This is a genomic window from Candidatus Omnitrophota bacterium, assembly GCA_041650805.1.
Lineage (GTDB): Bacteria > Omnitrophota > Gorgyraeia > 2-01-FULL-45-10 > 2-01-FULL-45-10 > JBAZKM01.
Genome location: JBAZKM010000003.1, coordinates 19,102 through 35,926, shown reverse-complemented (window position 1 = coordinate 35,926; position 16,825 = coordinate 19,102). Strand labels below are relative to the sequence as shown.

The window sequence follows — 16,825 nt, the reverse complement described above, 5'->3', positions numbered from 1 at the left end:
CCCGCATCCGCATGTGGAGCACATAATTCCTCCTTATTTGACTATCTCAGTCCCGATCCCGCGATCGGTGAATATTTCGAGAAGCAGCGCATGCGGCAGGGCCGCATCCAGTATGTGCGCCTTCTTGACGCCTCCGGCGATAGCGCTCATGCATGATTGCGCCTTCGGTATCATCCCGGCGGCTATCACACCCTTCCTTATAAGCGACTTCACCCCGGCCACCTTAAGCGTATGATACAGCGTCCCGGGGTCATCCTTATCCTTCATGATCCCCCTGACGTTAGTAAGGAGGACGAACTTCTCCGCATTAAGGGCGATGGCGATCTCGCTCGCTACATCATCCGCGTTCACGTTGTACACCTTTCTGTCCCTGCCTGTGCCGAGCGGATAGACGACCGGTATTATATCGTCCTCGATAAGCTGCTTTATGACCGTCGTATCGACCGACGTCACTTCACCGACGAAACCGAGGTCATGCGGGCCCTTCATCTTCTTCACGCGTATGAGGTTATTCTCTTTCCCGCTCAACCCGAACGCCTTGGTGCCTATCTCGCGCAATGTCTTTACTATGTTCCTGTTTATGAGATGGAGCGCCCTGTCTATGATATTTATTGTGGCGCTATCGGTCACCCTCCTGCCGCCTACGAACTTCGGTTCGACGCCGGACTTCTTCATCATCCTGGATATGAGGGGGCCGCCGCCGTGGACAAGTATCGGCCTCATCCCGGCGTAATTCATGAAGACGATATCCTCCAGGACGCTCCGTTCTATCCCCTTCTCGTCTACCGCCGCTCCGCCGTATTTTATGACTATGACCTTTTCGAAGAACTTCTTTATATACGGAAGCGCTTCTATCAACACCTCGCTCTTCTTTATCGCCTCTTTCACGTGGAGTACTCCGCGTTTATCTTCACATATTCCTCCGAGAAATCGCAGGTCCATGCCTTAGCGCCGCATCTTCCGCTGCCCAGTTCCACCCGTATATGGATATCGTCCTCTTTAAAATGTCTCCGCGCCCTTTCCTTATCGTAACCTCTGGCGATGGCCCCCTTCGACAGGGCCTTTACGCCTCCCAGATATATGCTCACCTTATCCGGGTCGAACCATACACCGCTCGCTCCGGCGGCTGAGGCGACCCTGCCCCAGTTCGGGTCTTCCCCGTAGATGCAGCACTTGAGGAGATTGGAGGTCGATATCTTCCGGGCCACGACCCTGGCATCTTCGACGCTCCCTGCGCCCGATACCTCTATCTCCACCAGCTTCGTCGCGCCTTCCCCGTCCCGTACCATCTTCCTGGCCAGCTCTCCTGTCAAAAGACCGAGCGCCTCCGAAAATTTCCTGTAATCTTTGCCCCGGGAAGATACCCTGCCGTTCCCGGCCATCCCGTTAGCCATGATAAAACAGGTATCGTTCGTGCTCATATCTCCGTCAACGGATATCATATTGAACGATCCCGCCGCCGCTTCATCAAGCGCCGCATAGAGCATCGGCTTTGTTATAGCGGCGTCCGTGGTTACAAAGCATAACATCGTCGCGTGGTTCTTCGTCGAAAGGCCCGGATATATCATCCCGACACCTTTGGAGGCGCCTCCTATGGTTACCGTTGAGCCTCCTATCCGCACCCTTACCGCCGCCTCTTTCTTGACGGTATCCGTCGTCATTATCGCTTTTGCGAAATCCGAGCCGCCTGCCGCCGAAAGCCCTCCTATGAGATCTGGCGTATGCTCCTTTATATTGATGACCGGAAGCGGTCTTCCGATGATCCCGGTAGATGCCACGAGGACTTCCTCTTTCCTCAGGGCAAGGGCCGTCGCCGCAAACGATGCCATCATGATGGCGTCCCTGTCGCCCGTCTTCCCGTTCGCGCAGTTGGCGTTCCCGCTGTTCACGATGACCGCCTGGTGGGTCTTGCTCCTCATGTGGGCCATGCTCACCTTCACCGGCGATGCCTTGAATCTATTGGTGGTGAATGCCGCCGCCGCGACCGCCGGCACCTCCGAATAAAGTAGCGCCAGGTCGGGTTTGCCGGACCTCTTTATCCCGGCCTTCACCCCGCTCGCCAGGAATCCCTTCGCCGTCGTCACCCCGCCTTTTATCTGTTTCATTTTTTCTTTGACTCCTAACTCCCAACTCCTAACTCCTAACTACAACAACCCTTCCGTCTCGCCGAACCCGCACATGATGTTCATGTTCTGCACCGCCTGTCCGGCTGCGCCTTTCAGGAGATTGTCGATGCATGAGACCGCTATGAGGACATCTCCCATGGCCTTGACGCCGATGGCGCAGTAGTTAGTCAAGACCACATCTCTTATCTGGGGAAGCTTTCCTTCGTCAGAGATCTTCACGAACGGCTTACCCTTATAGAAACTCCTGTATATCTCGAGCGCCTTCCCGGTATCGATATTTTTCTTGAGCTTCATATATATGGTCGACAGTATGCCCCTGTTCATGGGCACAAGATGCGGGGTAAAGATCACGTCTATGCCGCCGCCTGCGACCTCGGAGAGTATCCTGTTTATCTCCGGTTTGTGCTGATGTTCGTTCACCTTATATGCCTTAAGATTTTCATTCACCTCGCTGAACGCCAGCGCAAGATCGGGCCTTCTGCCCGCACCTGTCACGCCGCTCTTGGAATCGATTATTATCCGTTCCGTATCTATATGCTTACCGGCCAGCATGGGCGCGACGCCCAGTATCGCGCTGGTGGGGTAACATCCCGGGTTCGCCAGCAGCTTCGCTCTTTTAATGTTGTCGTAGTACAGCTCCGGCAGGCCGTACACCGCCCCGGGCAGGTTCGCCCTGTCCTTGTGTTCCGAACCATACCATACCTTATAGACATCGGGGGCGAGCCGGTAATCCGCGCTCAGGTCTATAACCGTCTTTCCCGCCTTAAGGAATACCGGGGCCACTTCCATCGAGACCCTGTGAGGCAGGGCCAGAAAGACGAGATCGATGTTGCCGGCCATCTTCTCCGCATCCGGCTTTTTGCAGATAAGGTCCAACCGGCCCCTGAAGACAGGGAATAATGACGAAAAGAGCTCCTCTTTATCTATGATGGCGGATAGCTCCGTTATCTTGACCTCTTTGTGCCCTACCAGGATCTTAGCGACCTCTTCGCCGGCGTATCCCGTCGCTCCGACGATACCGACTTTAAGCATAACGCTCTCCTTTTCAATTTTTCCCGTCGGAGTTGGTCCATAATCCCGACGGGAACTATGTTTATATTAAATTAAAAAACCTATCGTGTCAACTAAAATATCGTCGGGAGTTGACCAGATAGGTTTTTAAAGGTTGCTTCGATCTTCAGTTTACCTCTTAGTGTACTGGAATCTCCTCCTGGCCCTCTTTCTGCCGTACTTTTTGCGCTCGCGCATCCTGGAGTCGCGGGTGAGGAAACCGCCCTTTTTCAGCACTGCCCTCAGGGTAGCATCCATCACGGTGATGGCCCTGGCTATGCCGTGCCTGACCGCGCCGGCCTGGCCGCTCGCGCCTCCGCCGTTAACGTTGGCTATCACATCTATCTTATCGTTCAATTTCGTCATCTCGATGGGCTGCATTATGATAAGACGGTGGCTCTCTCTCGCAAAATATTCGTTGAAAGGCCTGTCGTTGACGGTTATCTTGCCGGCACCGGGCATGATCCTGACCCTGGCTATCGATTCCTTCCTTCTCCCTGTCGCGAAGTGCTGCTGTTTGCTTTCCATCTTACTGTCATCCCCTTTAATCTAATTTCATCTCTTTAGGTTTCTGCGCCTGGTGCGGATGCGTCTCGGCCGGGTATACCCGTAATTTCTTAAGCAGTCTGGCCCCCAGCTTGCTCTTGGGGAGCATCCCCTTCACGGCGTGGCGTATCACATAGTCGGGCTTCTTCTTCATCATCTTCTCAAGCGTCTCTTCGTTCAACCCGCCCGGGTAGGCCGAATACCGTTTATACGTCTTTTCCTTAAGCTTATTTCCCGTGACCTTCACCTTGGCGGCGTTTATTACGATGACCTCGTCGCCCACATCCTGGTGAGGCGAGTATATCGCCTTGTCTTTACCCATAAGGACGGTGGCCACCCTGGCTGCCAGCCGGCCCAGGACCCTGTCCTTGGCGTCTACGATGTGCCATATCCTATGGATATCTTTTTCCTTCGCAATATATGTCTTCATGATAGAAAACCCTCTTTAAGAATAAAAAAACCTCCCAAATCAGAGGCGCATAATAATAACACAATGGCCTATTTCTGTCAACACTTTTTATAATAACCCTTTTTCGGCCAATGACGCGGACAGCTTATCCGCCCCCTCATAACGGATGGAGTCAATACCCAGGATCCTGGCCTCTTTTATCAGGTCTTCGCGGTCATCTATGTACAATAGCGACGACCTGTCGCCCCCCGCGCGCCTGATCACATCGTCGAATATCGCCTTATCCGGTTTTATCGCTCCCACCAGGAACGAAAGTATCACTTCATCGAATATCTTTATGATATCGAACTTCTTATTTATATACTCAAAGTGGAGCCTGTTGATATTTGATAGGAGAAACAATCTGTGGTTCTCTTTCAATCTCCGCGCCAATTTACAACACCCTTCATCTTCCCAGAATATGTCGTTCCATATGGCGACAAAGTCCTTATACGGCAGATGGAAGCCCAGCGCCGATCTTGCCCTTTCATAGAACTCTCTCGGAGATATCTCGCCCTTCTCAAAAGCCCTGGTCATCCCGGAATCAAAAAATGTGTCATATATCTTTTTGGATTCCCGCCTGCAGAGGTTCGCTATCTTCCCGGCCGATATATTATGGTCGAACCTTATAAGCGTATTCCCCAGGTCGAAGACGATCGTACCGTATTCTTTATCCATTTTAATACGTCACCTTAATAAGGCACAGCCCTTTTGCCGGAGCGGTAGGGCCGCAGCACCGCCTGTCCCGTTTCCGCAGCATCTCTTTTACGCTGCCGGGCTCCAATTTCCCCCGCCCCACTTCGATCAGCGTTCCGACGATGGTCCTCGCCATATTGTAAAGGAAACCGTCCGCTTCGATATCTACCGTTATCACATCGCCCGACCTTTTTATTTTTATAGAGCGGACGGTCTTTATCGTTTTCCTCTCCTGGCCGTCGACCGCCTGGAACGATCTGAAGTCGTGCCTTCCCACCAGCAGTTTCGCCTCCCGTCTCATGACGGCCGTGTCCAGTTTATGGAAGCACCTCGACGCGAAACGCCTCAGGAACGGGCTTGTGAAATCATTGTTGACTATGGTATACCTGTAGAGCTTGTACCTCGCGTCGTGTTGGGAGTCGAATGACGGCCCTGCCTCTTCGATGCGGGATATGACTATATCTTTGGGCAGTCTGCTGTTGAGGGCTTTTTGGATATTGGCGAGAGGCAGGCGCGAGCGCGTCCTGAAGTTCGCCGCCTGCGCAAGGGCATGAACGCCGGCGTCTGTCCTGCCGGAGGCGGTCACCTTGACGTGCTCTCCCAGGGTGGACCTTAAGGCGCTCTCCACCATCTCCTGTATCGATGTGGCGTTGGTCTGGAACTGCCATCCGGCGTACGCGGTGCCTTCATACTGGATGGTGAGCCTGACATTCCGCCGGCGCCTGCGCATCACTCTATTTCCGACTCTATCCTGGCTATCAGGCTGGCCGTCTCTTTCACGACGCTCGAAGGGAGCATCCTGGTCATCTCGATCTCTTTCTTTATCGTCTTGAGGTTCGTAAGGAGCCTCCTCAGCGTCGCGATCCTCTTCTTCTCTCTCGCCTCTTCCGGCTCAAGCTCCTCGCGCTGCCTCATGAGGGCGGTGAGGTCCTTCTTTATCTCGCGCGCGTCGCGCCCCTTCTCCAGGACATCTTTTTTGAGCCGGAAATAATCCGGCCCGTCGAGCGCCTTTTTGTCGTTCGCAAGGCGCAGTACATTTACGGCCTCGTAAGTGGGAAGGGACGCCGGATCGCGGGTATCGGAATAACCCCTGTCCAGGAGCCGCGGCTCTTCCTTCTCCAGGAAATAGTACGACTTGAGAAGCTTCAGGGCCGTCTCTTTCCTGATGCCGATCTCTTTGGAGGCATAGGCATCGAATTTGAGGAACCCCCACGGCCTGTACAGCTTGTCCTTCCAGACAGAGTACAGGGATTGCCCCAGTTCGACCCATGACGTCTTGAAATTCTTGGCGCTGTTAAGCACCCGGTAACGCATGGAATCCTCGTCCATGCCTTCCATCTTTTTTTCTATCTCTTCGAGAGACCGTGTCTTCAATGTGCCCATATTTTACCTTCTTCTAGTACTCCATCCATATATCCGGTTTTCCGTCACCGTTAGTATCTCTTTCCCTCTTGACGGGCTTTCCTTTCCCGTCGTATACGATCCACTCGTCCGTGGCGCCGTCGCCGTTATTGTCCGACTCTACGCGTTCGATCTGGCCGGATGCGCTGTACATCTCCACGCGGTCCGCCTTGCCGTCATAGTTGGAATCGACCTCTACCTTCTTCGGCGCGATCGTCTCCTCCTGCTTCTGTTCCTCTGCGCCGGCCGTAGCTGAAAAGGAGACGAATAAAAGAACTGCTGCAACAACGACCAGATAACGTTTATCCATACACCCTCCTGATGTTACGACGGATCATGCCCTGCCCAGATACTCGCCGGTCCTTGTATCGACTATCACTACCTCGCCTTCCTCTATGAATAACGGGACGTTCACGACGAGCCCGGTCTCAAGCTTTGCCGGCTTCACCGTCTTGCCGGATGTGTCGCCGCGTATCCCCGGCGCCGACTCCGTCACCTTTAGTTTGACGCTTACCGGAAGTTCTATCGTGATCGGGCGGTGCTCATAATAAAGCACCTCCGCTTCCTGGTTCTCTTTCAGGTAATCTTTCGTCTGGTCCACCATATCGGCGCTGAAGACGATCGTCTCATACGTCTCCATATCCATGAAATGGAACCCTGAATGGTCCTGAAAGAGGTACTGCATCTTCTTCGATTCGAGATCCGCTTTCTCGACCGTATCGGCCGGACTGTAACGCCTGTTGAGCATCTTTCCGTTCAGCAGATTCTTAAGCGTAGTCTGGTAAATGGCCCTCAGGTTTCCCGGAGTCCTGTGTTCTATATCGATGACCACATAGAATTCCCCTCCGTCTTTTACTATCATCCCCTTCTTCAGCTCTGATGCCTTCATATCGTATACCCTTCTGGTCTCTTTTGGTTATATAACGTTTATCTTTACGGCCTTATCTCTGGACGGTTCCTTTTTCGGTATGACTATCTCCAGCACGCCGTCCTTATACGACGCCTTTATGCCCTCATTCATGCCTTCCGCGGGCAATTCTATTATGCGCTCGAATTTGCCGAGCGACCTTTCCTGCTTGACCATGCCGGGTGCCGCCTGGCTCTTCATGACCTCTCTCATCCCCGCCAGTTTCAGGACCCTGCTCTTCTCAAGCGTCACGTCTATCCTGTCCTTTTCCATGCCGGGCAGGTCCGCCTTTACGATCATCTCTTTGTCGTTCTCTATCACATCGACCCTGACTTCGGAACCGAAGCCGGAGGCGGACGTCTCCTGATAAGTCGACATCACATCTTTCATGAGCCGGTCCATCTCCCGCTTCATACGGACTATCTTCGTGTGCAGTTTATCCAGCTCTTCGTAATCCGGCTCCTCTATATCGGTTGCCGCGTAGATGCTCCCGGCACATACCAGAGACAAAATGACCGCGCATATCATCTTTTTCATAAACTGCCTCCTGTACGATTATTTTATGAGCTCTTCTGCGATCTGGATTGCGTTCAAAGCGGCGCCCTTGCGGATATTGTCGCTCACGACCCACATGGATATACCGTTCTTTACCGACTCATCCTGCCTGACACGGCCCACGAAGGTCCCGTCCTCTCCCTCGGCATGGATAGGCATGGGATACAGACCCTTCGACGGGTCGTCCATCATTACGACGCCCGGAGCGCCCGACAGGAGCTTCCTCACCTCATCCGGGGTGATGTGCCTTTCCGTCTCTATATTGACGCTCTCCGAATGGGCATAGAATACCGGTACGCGCACACAGGTTGCATTCACCCGGATAGACGGGTCCTCCATGATCTTCCTGGTTTCGTTCACCATCTTCATCTCTTCCTTTGTATACCCGTTATCCAGGAAGATATCTATCTGGGGGATCAGGTTGAAAGCGATCCTGTGGGGGAATTCCGCGGGGATGACCTTCTTATCCGCCAGGAATAGTTTCGACTGTTCGCGCAGTTCTATCACCTTCTTCTGGCCGGCCCCGGAAACGGACTGGAACGTCGTCACCACTATCCTCTTTATCTTCGCGGCCTTATGTATAGGCCATAGCGCTACCACCATCTGTATGGTGGAACAGTTTGGGTTGGCGATGATCCCCTTGTTCTCCCTGATGCGGCGCCCGTTCACCTCCGGCACTACGAGCGGTGTCTCTTCGTCCATCCTGAAAGCGCTCGAATTGTCAACGCATACCGCGCCCGCCTTTACGGCGCTCGGCAAAAACTCCAGGCTCCTCGACGCCCCGGCGCTTGCCAGCACGATGTCTATGCCCTTGAAAGAATCGTGCGTAAGCACTTCGACCGGGTAGGGTTTGCCGCCAAACTTAAGCCGCTTCCCCTCGGAACGCTCGGAGGCGAGAAGTGTAAGGCCCTTTACGGGGAACTTCCGCTCTTCAAGTATCTTCAGGAAACAATTCCCTACGGCGCCTGTAGCGCCCATGACAGCAATATTATATCTCTTAGCCATAGATTCTCACGTTTTTAAAGTCACCAAGACACCATGTCACCAAGTCACCGGTAAAAGCTTTTACGTGTGACATGGTGACGTTGTGACATGGTGACATTTTATATATTCTCCGCCACCATATCTCCGACCTCTTGTGTGGAATATCCCATCTTACCGGCGGCCAGGCTCTTCAGCTTCGTCGTCGCGACCTTTATGACCGAGCTCTCGACCGCCTTACCGGCCTTCTCCTCTCCTATATTATCCAGAAGCATCCCTGCCGCGCATATGGCGGCGAGAGGATTTATGACATCTTTGCCCGTATATTTGGGCGCGGAACCTCCTATCGGCTCGAACATGGAGACGCCTTCAGGGTTTATGTTCCCGCCTGCCGCTATTCCCATACCGCCCTGGATCATGGCGCCTAGGTCCGTTATTATATCGCCGAAAATATTGTCTGTGACTATCGTATCGAACCACTCCGGGTTCTTTACGAACCACATGGTCGTAGCGTCTACGTGAGCGTAATCGGTCTGGATATCCGGATAGTCCGACTTGACCTCATTGAAAGTCCTCTGCCACAGGTCCCATGCATACGTAAGGACGTTCGTCTTCCCGCATAGCGTCAGCTTCTTTCTCTTGTTCCGTTTCCGGCAATATTCGAAGGCGTACCTGATGCAGCGCTCCACGCCCTTCCTGGTATTGTATGATATCTGTATAGCCACTTCCTTCTTCGTACCCTTATTCCGGAATTCGCCCATACCCTTGTAGAGGCCTTCGGAATTCTCTCTGACGACCACAAAATCTATATCGGCCGGCCCTTTATCCTTAAGAGGACAAAAATCTGCATTATATAACTTTACCGGGCGCAGGTTTATGTATTGGTCAAGGTCGAAACGCGTCTTCAGGAGTATCCCCTGCTCAAGGATGCCGGGCTTTACGTCCGGGTGGCCTATGGCACCCAGATATATTGCGTCGAACTTCTTCAGGCCGGCAAGCTCCTTATCGGTTATCGTCTTCCCTGTCTTCAGATACCTGTTGCCGCCGTAATCGAAGACCTCTTCCTTATAACCGAACCCGAATTTCCGGGATGCGGCCTTCATCACCTTGAGCCCCTCCCTCACCACTTCCGGGCCCGTCCCGTCTCCGGGTATTACTGCTATCTTATACACGTTTTTTCCTCCGTATAGATTCCATCAGCCCGCCTGCGCGGATGATCCGCTGCATGAAAGGCGGATACTTCTCGAACCTGTAACTCTCTTTCCTTGTCATGTTCCTTATGATGCCGAGCTTCGTATTGACCCTGAGAAGATCCCGCGGCCTTATCCTCTCCGAGGCCTCTTCGCACTCTATTATAGGCAGGCCTATATTTATGCTGTTCCTGAAGAATATCCTGGCAAAGTTACCGGCTATGACGCAGGATACGCCGCTCGCCTTTATGGATATGGGGGCATGCTCGCGCGAGGAGCCGCATCCGAAATTCTTCCCGGCTACGATGATATCGCCGGGTTTTACCTTCCTGGAAAATTCCTTATCGGCATCTTCCATGCAGTGCCTGGCGAGCTCTGCCTTATCGGTCGTATCGAGATAACGTGCGGGCAGGATCTCATCCGTATTGACATCATCACCGAATTTATGCACGCGTCCTTTATAATTCAAAGTAAACCCCTCGTGGTCACCAAGTCACAGAGTCACCAGGTCACACGTAAAAGCTTTTACCGGTGACGTGGTGACATGGTGACGTTGTGACATTTAGACTACCTCATCCGGATGCGCGATATATCCCTTGATCGCGCTTGCCGCCGCGACAGCCGGATTGGACAGATAGACCTCGCTCTTCGGATTGCCCATCCTGCCTACGAAGTTCCTGTTCGTAGTGGCGACCGCCCGCTCTCCCTCGGCGAGTATGCCCATGTGGCCGCCCAGGCACGGACCGCACGTCGGCGTGGAAAATATGCCCCCCGCCTCAACGAATATACGGGCAAGCCCCTCCTCCGCCGCCTCGCGGTATATCTTCTGCGTCCCGGGTATCACTATCAAGCGCACACCCTCTTTTATCTTTTTGCCGCGCAATATCTTAGCGGCAAACCGCAGGTCCGATATCCTGCCGTTCGTACAGGAGCCTATGACCACCTGGTCTATCCGTATATTTTTCAATTCCTTTACCTTCTTCACGTTGCTGGGCAGGTTCGGGCATGCGACGAGCGGCTCGATCTTCCGCACGTCGTACTCTCTTACTCCGGAATATTTTGCATCCGGGTCGCTTGCATAAACCTTACCGTACCCGGCCCGTCTCTTGTCCTTTATAGACCTGATATACCGCATCGTTATCTTATCGGGGGCGATTATACCGTTCTTCCCGCCCGCTTCTATGGCCATATTGCACATGGATAGGCGGTCATCGATCGGGAGCGCTTCTATCGTCTCTCCGCAAAATTCCATCGCGCGATACCTGGCCCCGTCTACGCCTATATCCCCTATCGTGTGAAGTATGAGGTCCTTGCCGCCGACCCACCTGTTCAACCGGCCGAAGAATATGAACTTCATCGACTCGGGGACCCTGAGCCAGCATTCTCCGGTGGCGAATGCCGCCGCGAGATCGGTCGATCCTATGCCCGTCGAGAATGCCCCCAGCGCGCCGTACGTGCACGTGTGCGAATCGGCGCCTATGACCAGGTCGCCGGGCAGGACGAGACCCGTCTCCGGGAGAAGCGCATGCTCTATACCCATCTTGCCGACTTCAAAATAATTGACTATCCCGTACTTCCTGGAAAATTCCGCCAGCTTCTTGCACTGGTTCGCGCTCTTCATATCCTTGGCCGGCGCAAAATGGTCCGGGACGAGCGCGATCCTTTTCCTGTCGAATACCTTCGCCAGACCGAGCTTTTCGAACTCCTCGATCGCGAACGGCGCCGTGATGTCATTCCCCAGACAGAGGTCGACCCTCGCGTTCAGGAATTCTCCGGGATGTATCTCTTTTGCTTTCGTATGCTTCAGCAGTATCTTTTCTGTTATCGTGTATCCCATCGTCAGATCTCTTTCATCATCGCTATCTCTTTACAACCCGTAAAGTATACGCACTTTATACACTCGCTCCATATCTTATGCGGAAGCTCCTTCTTGCTGACCACGCTGAACCCGAAGAGTTCGAAGAACCCGGGTATATAGGTGAGCGCAAATATCCTCTTCACCTTCAGGCCCTTCGCCTCCTTAAGGCACTGCATCAGGAGCCTCCTACCTATGCCTTTGCCGGACTTTGACTTCGCCACGGCCAGGCTCTTTATCTCGGCCAGGTCCTCCCAGTCGATATGTAGGGCGCAGCAGCCGTATATGGCATTGCCTTCGGCATATACGAAGAAATCCCTGATATTTTCATAAAGCTCATTCAGCGACCTTGGCAGCATCTGGTTGTGCCTGGCGTAGTGATTTATGAGCTTCTGTATCTTCTTTACGTCATTAAGATTGGCTTTTCGTATCAACGTTGACCCCTTTTGCTGAAGAACTCTTTTTTATCGAACCTGCATACCCTGTACAAAAGGCATTCGCCGCACCTGGGATCCCTGGCCCTGCAGGTGCGACGACCGTGCTCTATTATACCTAAATGGAACTCATATATCAAGCTCTTTGGAACGGCCCCTGTCAATATACGGTGTGCTTCGGCGATATCCGAGTCCGCTTCTATAAGCCCAAGCCGCTTAGCCACCCGGAATATATGTGTGTCTACCGGCATAACGGGCTTACCGAAACTGAAGAGCAGGACGCATGAGGCCGTCTTGGGGCCGACGCCCTTAAGGGATGTCAGATATTCGAGAGAATGCCGGATATCCGAACTCTTTAATGATGAAAGGGTTATCTCCCCTTCCCGCCTTCTTATCTCCTCCAGGATACCCTTTATGCGGGCTGCCTTGATATTGGCCAGGCCCGCGTGCCTTATGAGACGGGCCAGCCTTCTTGTGTCCACATCCAATACGCCCTTCCATGACCTGAAGGCCCGCTTTAATATAGCGAATGCCGCCAGGGAGTTCCTGTCGTTCGTATTCTGCGAAAGTACGGTCCTGACCAATTCATCGACAGGGTCCGTCCTCCTCCACGGCCTCGGCCGTCCGTACGCCCTGTGTAAAAGAGCGATGATCTTCCTGATCTTCTGTCCCATAAGAAGGCCATATTATAAGACAAATATCGCTGCCTCGCAAGAAGATTTGTAGATGAAAATTTTTCCTCCCCTGCCGCACTCAGGGTCCTGTTCACGGCCTGAATTTTTTCGCCGTGCACTACCAATTTTGCATAGCAAAATTGGTGCCTACAGCCTGCCTATAGCCTTGAAGGCTGCGGTTTACGTCTCGCGAATTTGCAGGAATTCCCTCGGCCTTTGTGTTTATACCTTTATTCATGGTATAGCACCCTTTCAGGGTGCTATACCGCCACCTGTACGGGTGCACATATACGTTTGTGTCATGCCTCGGTCAGTTCCTGCATTCGCTCAACGTAAATCCTTGTGCACCAATAAGAGATAGCTGGTATTGCCGAAAAAATTCTAATGGCCGTTCACAGTACCCTTCGTGCGGCAGGGTGCAGTAAAATTTTTACGGGTGACCCCAAATTTTTATAAAGGAGAAATTTGGGATAATCTATAGGCTATTAAAATACTAAAATTTCACAGAGGAAATTTTAGTATGACGCGACCGAGCCTTTTGTCGCACAGGGGCGCTACGGCGATGTGCTACACCACGATCGGATCGCACTACGCCTCATCAGTCACAGCCCCTATAGAACAAAAGGCGAGGGAGCGGCAGCCTGCCCTCCGAAGCAAAAGATCTCTGAATGGCAGAAGCTGCGAAGGAGGGGACCCGTAAAAATTTTACACCATGGCATTGGAAATTGACATCCATGAGACGGGCGTGATATGATATGCGCTATGAAGAGCGCCGGTGTCATCGCGAAGAGCATATTGAACCTCGTCTATCCCCTGCGCTGCGCCCTGTGCGGTAAGGACCTCGACCCGCTCGGCCGGTCCGGCGTATGCGCGGCGTGCCTTCATACGGTGCGCAGGAACCCCGGGCCGCATTGCCGGAAATGCGGCCGTTCCGTTCAGGACGGCCCCGGATTATGCGCCGAATGCCGGACGCACCATTTCCATTTCGAAATGGCACGCTCCGCGTGTCTCTACGAAGGCGCGCTGAAGGAACTGATCCGGCTCTTCAAATATAAGGGCAGGATATCGCTGGGACGGACGCTTTCCTCTTTTCTCATAGATCTCGCATGCGAAGATAAAGACCTGCTCGGAGGTATCGATACCGTCACATATGTACCCGTCCAGGAGGCGCTTCTCAGAAAGAGGGAGTTCAACCACTCGAAGGTCCTGGCCGCGAGATTAGGGGACGAGTCCGGCATACCGCTTGCAGATATGCTTCAGAAGACGAGGTCGACGAAGCGCCAGAATGAGCTCTCAAGGGCCGGGCGGCTCACCAACCTCCGCGGCGCGTTCAGGGCGGCGCGCCGCAGCGCCGTATCCGGCAAAAATATACTGATCGTGGACGACGTGATGACTACCGGCGCTACGCTCGACGAGTGCGCAAAGACGCTTCTTGATGCCGGCGCCGGGAAAGTCCGCTGCCTCACGCTGGCGCGAGGCCTATAAAACTTACTAGCTGATAGCTGATAGCTAATAACTGAAAGCTCAAGAATGAAGATCGTAGATCGCTATATCGTAAGGGGTTTCCTGGGGCCTTTTCTGTGGTGCCTCTTCATATTCATAATAATGGCCGTTATCATAGATGTCTTCTCTTTCATAGATGACATCGTGAAATATAAGATACCGTTCTCTTCGCTTGTGGCGTTTTATGTCTACTATTGCCCCACCATATTCATACAGATAACGCCCATGGCCGTCCTCCTCTCGGCTATATATATGCTCAGTAATCTTAACAAGCATAACGAGATAACCGCTATGAAATCGAGCGGGATAAGCCTGTGGCGCATCCTCGCGCCTATCCTGATATGCGGCTTCGTCATAAGCGTGGTCGTCTTCATCGTAAATGACCGCATCATCCCTATGAGCTCAAAGATATCGAACGTAATAAGGCGGGACGAGCTTGAAAAGGATAAACGGAAAGGCCGGGATCAGGGCATAATAGAGAACGTGGCGGTCTACGGCGCAGGCAACAGGATCGTCTTTGCGAGGAACTACGACATAGAGAAGAAGACGCTCGGCGATGTGATCATCCACGAACACGACTCATCGCAGCGCCTTATATCGAAGACCACCGCCTCAAGCGGCGTCTGGACCGATGAGGGATGGAAGTTCTACAAGGTCATAATGTATAAGATAGATAACGCCGGAAAGATACTCGGGGAGCCGCAATTTTTCGCGGAAAGGGTCATACCTATAAAAGAGAAGCCGAACGATTTTGCAAACAGGGAATGGCGGGCGGATTTTGTCAGCTTCCGGGAACTGAGCCATTACATAAAGAACTTCAGCGGCGCAGGGACCCGGCTTACGCGCGGGCTCCTGGTGGACCTCCACTATAAGGTGGCCTTTCCCTTCATAAGCCTGATAATAATACTGGTGGGTACGCCCTTTGCCATCATAACGACGCGCGGCGGCGTCCTCATAGGCATAGGCATGAGCATAATGATAGGACTTTTATACTATGCAGCTATAGCGGTCTCGGTCGCTTTCGGAAAAGCCGGGTTCATCCCGCCCATCGCAGGCGCATGGCTGGGCAACGTCCTCTTCGCCGCCATCGGCGTCTATCTGGTCAATAAGAGAAGCTAATCGGCTCCCTCGTGACTGATCTCGACATCCTTAGCAGGTCCCTCCCCCCTCTTCCTTGAGATGACCCTCTTCAGGACCGTATGTTTCAGGACTTCGTCTTTCGTCCCTGCCACATTAAGCTTGTTGAATAGAAATTCGAACTTCGCTTCTATCTCCCGCGCTATGGTGTCTTTCGTTCCCGCGGGAAGGCCCAGTATATCTTTCTTGAACTGGCCGAGCGCTTTCTTGCGCGCGCTGTACAGGAACTGCTCTTCTGTCTGGTCGGGTTTCCGCTCCGCGCCCTGGGTCTTCTTCAGCCAATCGTATATCGCGCCCTTAAGTTCTTTGGGAAAGTGGGCGCTCTCATATACCATGTTCTGGAACTCTGTGGCAAGGTGCACTTCCGCCGTCCCCTCTTCGGGGAACTTACCGAACGCGTCCGACGGGAGCGTCGATGCGCCGTGCTGTACAGCGCCGGCCAGACCGTACTCCTCACGGGCGATCTTCGACAGGTTCTTCAGGGTGTCGAAATCCAGTTTCACCTTCGCTACGGTGCCGTCCGGAAGGACCACGCCTCCGTGAGATGTGCCTGTCTGTATGCTTATCTTGCTTATGCCTGTCCTGCCCTTCCTGAGCCGCTCTCTGTAACCGCCCATGAACGCCCTAAGGTCCTCAGGGGTCGAATTCTTGCTTCCCACCTCCCCTATCTCTCCGCCTACCGATACCTCTATGCCGCGCGGCTGGTTCCGGCGTATGAAATTGGTGAGTTCTGCGCATACCTCGTAATTCAGCTTCTGCTGTTTCTTTATATCGCTCTTTGACAGGTCTACCAGTGTAGAAGAATCTATGTCTATATTGTAGAACCCTGACTCCATGGCCTGCGTTATCAGCGCCTTAAGGCCGTCCAGTTCCTTCACAGGGTCCTGTTTGTAATTTTTGGCGCTCACCTGGAAATGGTCTCCCTGTATGAAGACGGGCCCTTTCCATCCCTCTTTCAGCGCTGCCGCCACGCATACCGCCGTGTATTCCGCCGGCGGCTGGCCCGTGTACCCCATCTCCGATTTGGCTATCTCGAATATAAAGGCCCCGGCGTTCATCTTCCCGGCGACCCTGAATATCGCCTTTGCGAGATCGTATGTCATCGTCCTCAGGTTTATAGCCGGCACCGTAAAATCCCCGCGCGTCTCGCCCCTGCCCCTGGCCATGTAAAACCCGTTGATGCTGGACGGGTATATCCCGTTCTTATACCCCAGGTCCAGTATCTTTTTGGCCAATTCGCCCTTTACCGATCTGTCATCGGCCAGCGCCAGTTCAAGCGCAAGCTTATCCATATCCAACGGTCTTCTTCCCATTGCAGTGCT

20 protein-coding genes are annotated in these 16,825 nt (G+C 53.2%); 2 read left to right on the top strand and 18 right to left on the bottom strand.

Annotated features, from left to right (window positions below; genetic code table 11):
- Positions 1–33: 33 nt before the first annotated feature.
- From argB to nth, 17 genes are all read right to left on the bottom strand, one after another.
- Positions 34–888 carry an acetylglutamate kinase gene (argB, locus tag WC515_02790; GenBank protein MFA5146290.1) on the bottom strand — a complete coding sequence of 285 codons (855 nt, stop codon included), beginning with the start codon at positions 886–888 and terminating at the stop codon, positions 34–36.
- Complete coding sequence (gene argJ / locus WC515_02785) at positions 885–2,105, bottom strand: bifunctional glutamate N-acetyltransferase/amino-acid acetyltransferase ArgJ (GenBank protein MFA5146289.1); 1,221 nt, start codon at positions 2,103–2,105, stop codon at positions 885–887. Before argJ ends, argB begins: the two co-directional genes overlap by 4 nt.
- A gap of 39 nt (positions 2,106–2,144) precedes the next feature.
- The gene (gene argC / locus WC515_02780) at positions 2,145–3,158 is read right to left on the bottom strand and encodes an N-acetyl-gamma-glutamyl-phosphate reductase (protein ID MFA5146288.1); all 1,014 of its coding nucleotides are present in this window, start codon (positions 3,156–3,158) and stop codon (positions 2,145–2,147) included.
- Positions 3,159–3,308: 150 nt separating this feature from the next.
- A complete protein-coding gene (gene rpsI / locus WC515_02775) occupies positions 3,309–3,704 on the bottom strand; it encodes a 30S ribosomal protein S9 (protein MFA5146287.1) in 396 nt (131 codons plus the stop codon).
- Positions 3,705–3,720: 16 nt separating this feature from the next.
- Positions 3,721–4,152 (bottom strand): 50S ribosomal protein L13, encoded by a 432-nt coding sequence (gene rplM / locus WC515_02770; GenBank protein ID MFA5146286.1) that lies wholly within the window; start codon positions 4,150–4,152, stop codon positions 3,721–3,723.
- Positions 4,153–4,239: 87 nt separating this feature from the next.
- Complete coding sequence (locus tag WC515_02765) at positions 4,240–4,848, bottom strand: HAD family hydrolase (GenBank protein ID MFA5146285.1); 609 nt, start codon at positions 4,846–4,848, stop codon at positions 4,240–4,242.
- A gap of 1 nt (position 4,849) precedes the next feature.
- Entirely contained in the window at positions 4,850–5,596 is a 747-nt protein-coding gene (truA, locus tag WC515_02760; GenBank protein MFA5146284.1) for a tRNA pseudouridine(38-40) synthase TruA, read from the bottom strand.
- Positions 5,596–6,249 (bottom strand): hypothetical protein, encoded by a 654-nt coding sequence (locus tag WC515_02755; GenBank protein MFA5146283.1) that lies wholly within the window; start codon positions 6,247–6,249, stop codon positions 5,596–5,598. The genes truA and WC515_02755 overlap by 1 nt, the downstream gene beginning before the upstream one ends.
- A 13-nt stretch (positions 6,250–6,262) precedes the next feature.
- The gene (locus WC515_02750) at positions 6,263–6,577 is read right to left on the bottom strand and encodes a hypothetical protein (GenBank protein MFA5146282.1); all 315 of its coding nucleotides are present in this window, start codon (positions 6,575–6,577) and stop codon (positions 6,263–6,265) included.
- Between the two features lie 24 nt (positions 6,578–6,601).
- Entirely contained in the window at positions 6,602–7,156 is a 555-nt protein-coding gene (gene efp / locus WC515_02745; GenBank protein ID MFA5146281.1) for an elongation factor P, read from the bottom strand.
- A 27-nt stretch (positions 7,157–7,183) separates the two neighbouring features.
- Complete coding sequence (locus tag WC515_02740; protein MFA5146280.1) at positions 7,184–7,711, bottom strand: Hsp20/alpha crystallin family protein; 528 nt, start codon at positions 7,709–7,711, stop codon at positions 7,184–7,186.
- A gap of 18 nt (positions 7,712–7,729) precedes the next feature.
- Positions 7,730–8,734 carry an aspartate-semialdehyde dehydrogenase gene (locus tag WC515_02735; protein ID MFA5146279.1) on the bottom strand — a complete coding sequence of 335 codons (1,005 nt, stop codon included), beginning with the start codon at positions 8,732–8,734 and terminating at the stop codon, positions 7,730–7,732.
- A 98-nt stretch (positions 8,735–8,832) separates the two neighbouring features.
- Positions 8,833–9,882 carry a 3-isopropylmalate dehydrogenase gene (locus WC515_02730; protein MFA5146278.1) on the bottom strand — a complete coding sequence of 350 codons (1,050 nt, stop codon included), beginning with the start codon at positions 9,880–9,882 and terminating at the stop codon, positions 8,833–8,835.
- Positions 9,875–10,369, bottom strand: a complete 495-nt coding sequence (locus WC515_02725; protein ID MFA5146277.1) for a 3-isopropylmalate dehydratase small subunit — start codon at positions 10,367–10,369, stop codon at positions 9,875–9,877. Before WC515_02725 ends, WC515_02730 begins: the two co-directional genes overlap by 8 nt.
- 93 nt (positions 10,370–10,462) lie before the next feature.
- The gene (gene leuC / locus WC515_02720; GenBank protein MFA5146276.1) at positions 10,463–11,737 is read right to left on the bottom strand and encodes a 3-isopropylmalate dehydratase large subunit; all 1,275 of its coding nucleotides are present in this window, start codon (positions 11,735–11,737) and stop codon (positions 10,463–10,465) included.
- 2 nt (positions 11,738–11,739) lie between these two features.
- The gene (locus WC515_02715; GenBank protein ID MFA5146275.1) at positions 11,740–12,189 is read right to left on the bottom strand and encodes an N-acetyltransferase; all 450 of its coding nucleotides are present in this window, start codon (positions 12,187–12,189) and stop codon (positions 11,740–11,742) included.
- Complete coding sequence (gene nth, locus WC515_02710) at positions 12,186–12,863, bottom strand: endonuclease III (GenBank protein ID MFA5146274.1); 678 nt, start codon at positions 12,861–12,863, stop codon at positions 12,186–12,188. The genes WC515_02715 and nth overlap by 4 nt, the downstream gene beginning before the upstream one ends.
- A 750-nt stretch (positions 12,864–13,613) precedes the next feature.
- On the opposite strand from nth, the gene WC515_02705 reads away from it, so the two are divergent.
- A complete protein-coding gene (locus WC515_02705) occupies positions 13,614–14,348 on the top strand; it encodes a ComF family protein (GenBank protein MFA5146273.1) in 735 nt (244 codons plus the stop codon).
- A 45-nt stretch (positions 14,349–14,393) separates the two neighbouring features.
- Positions 14,394–15,485 (top strand): LPS export ABC transporter permease LptG, encoded by a 1,092-nt coding sequence (gene lptG / locus WC515_02700; GenBank protein ID MFA5146272.1) that lies wholly within the window; start codon positions 14,394–14,396, stop codon positions 15,483–15,485.
- On the opposite strand, the gene WC515_02695 is transcribed toward lptG, so the two are convergent.
- Complete coding sequence (locus tag WC515_02695; GenBank protein ID MFA5146271.1) at positions 15,482–16,816, bottom strand: class II fructose-bisphosphate aldolase; 1,335 nt, start codon at positions 16,814–16,816, stop codon at positions 15,482–15,484. The two genes, lptG and WC515_02695, sit on opposite strands and share 4 nt — an antisense overlap.
- Positions 16,817–16,825 lie beyond the last annotated feature (9 nt).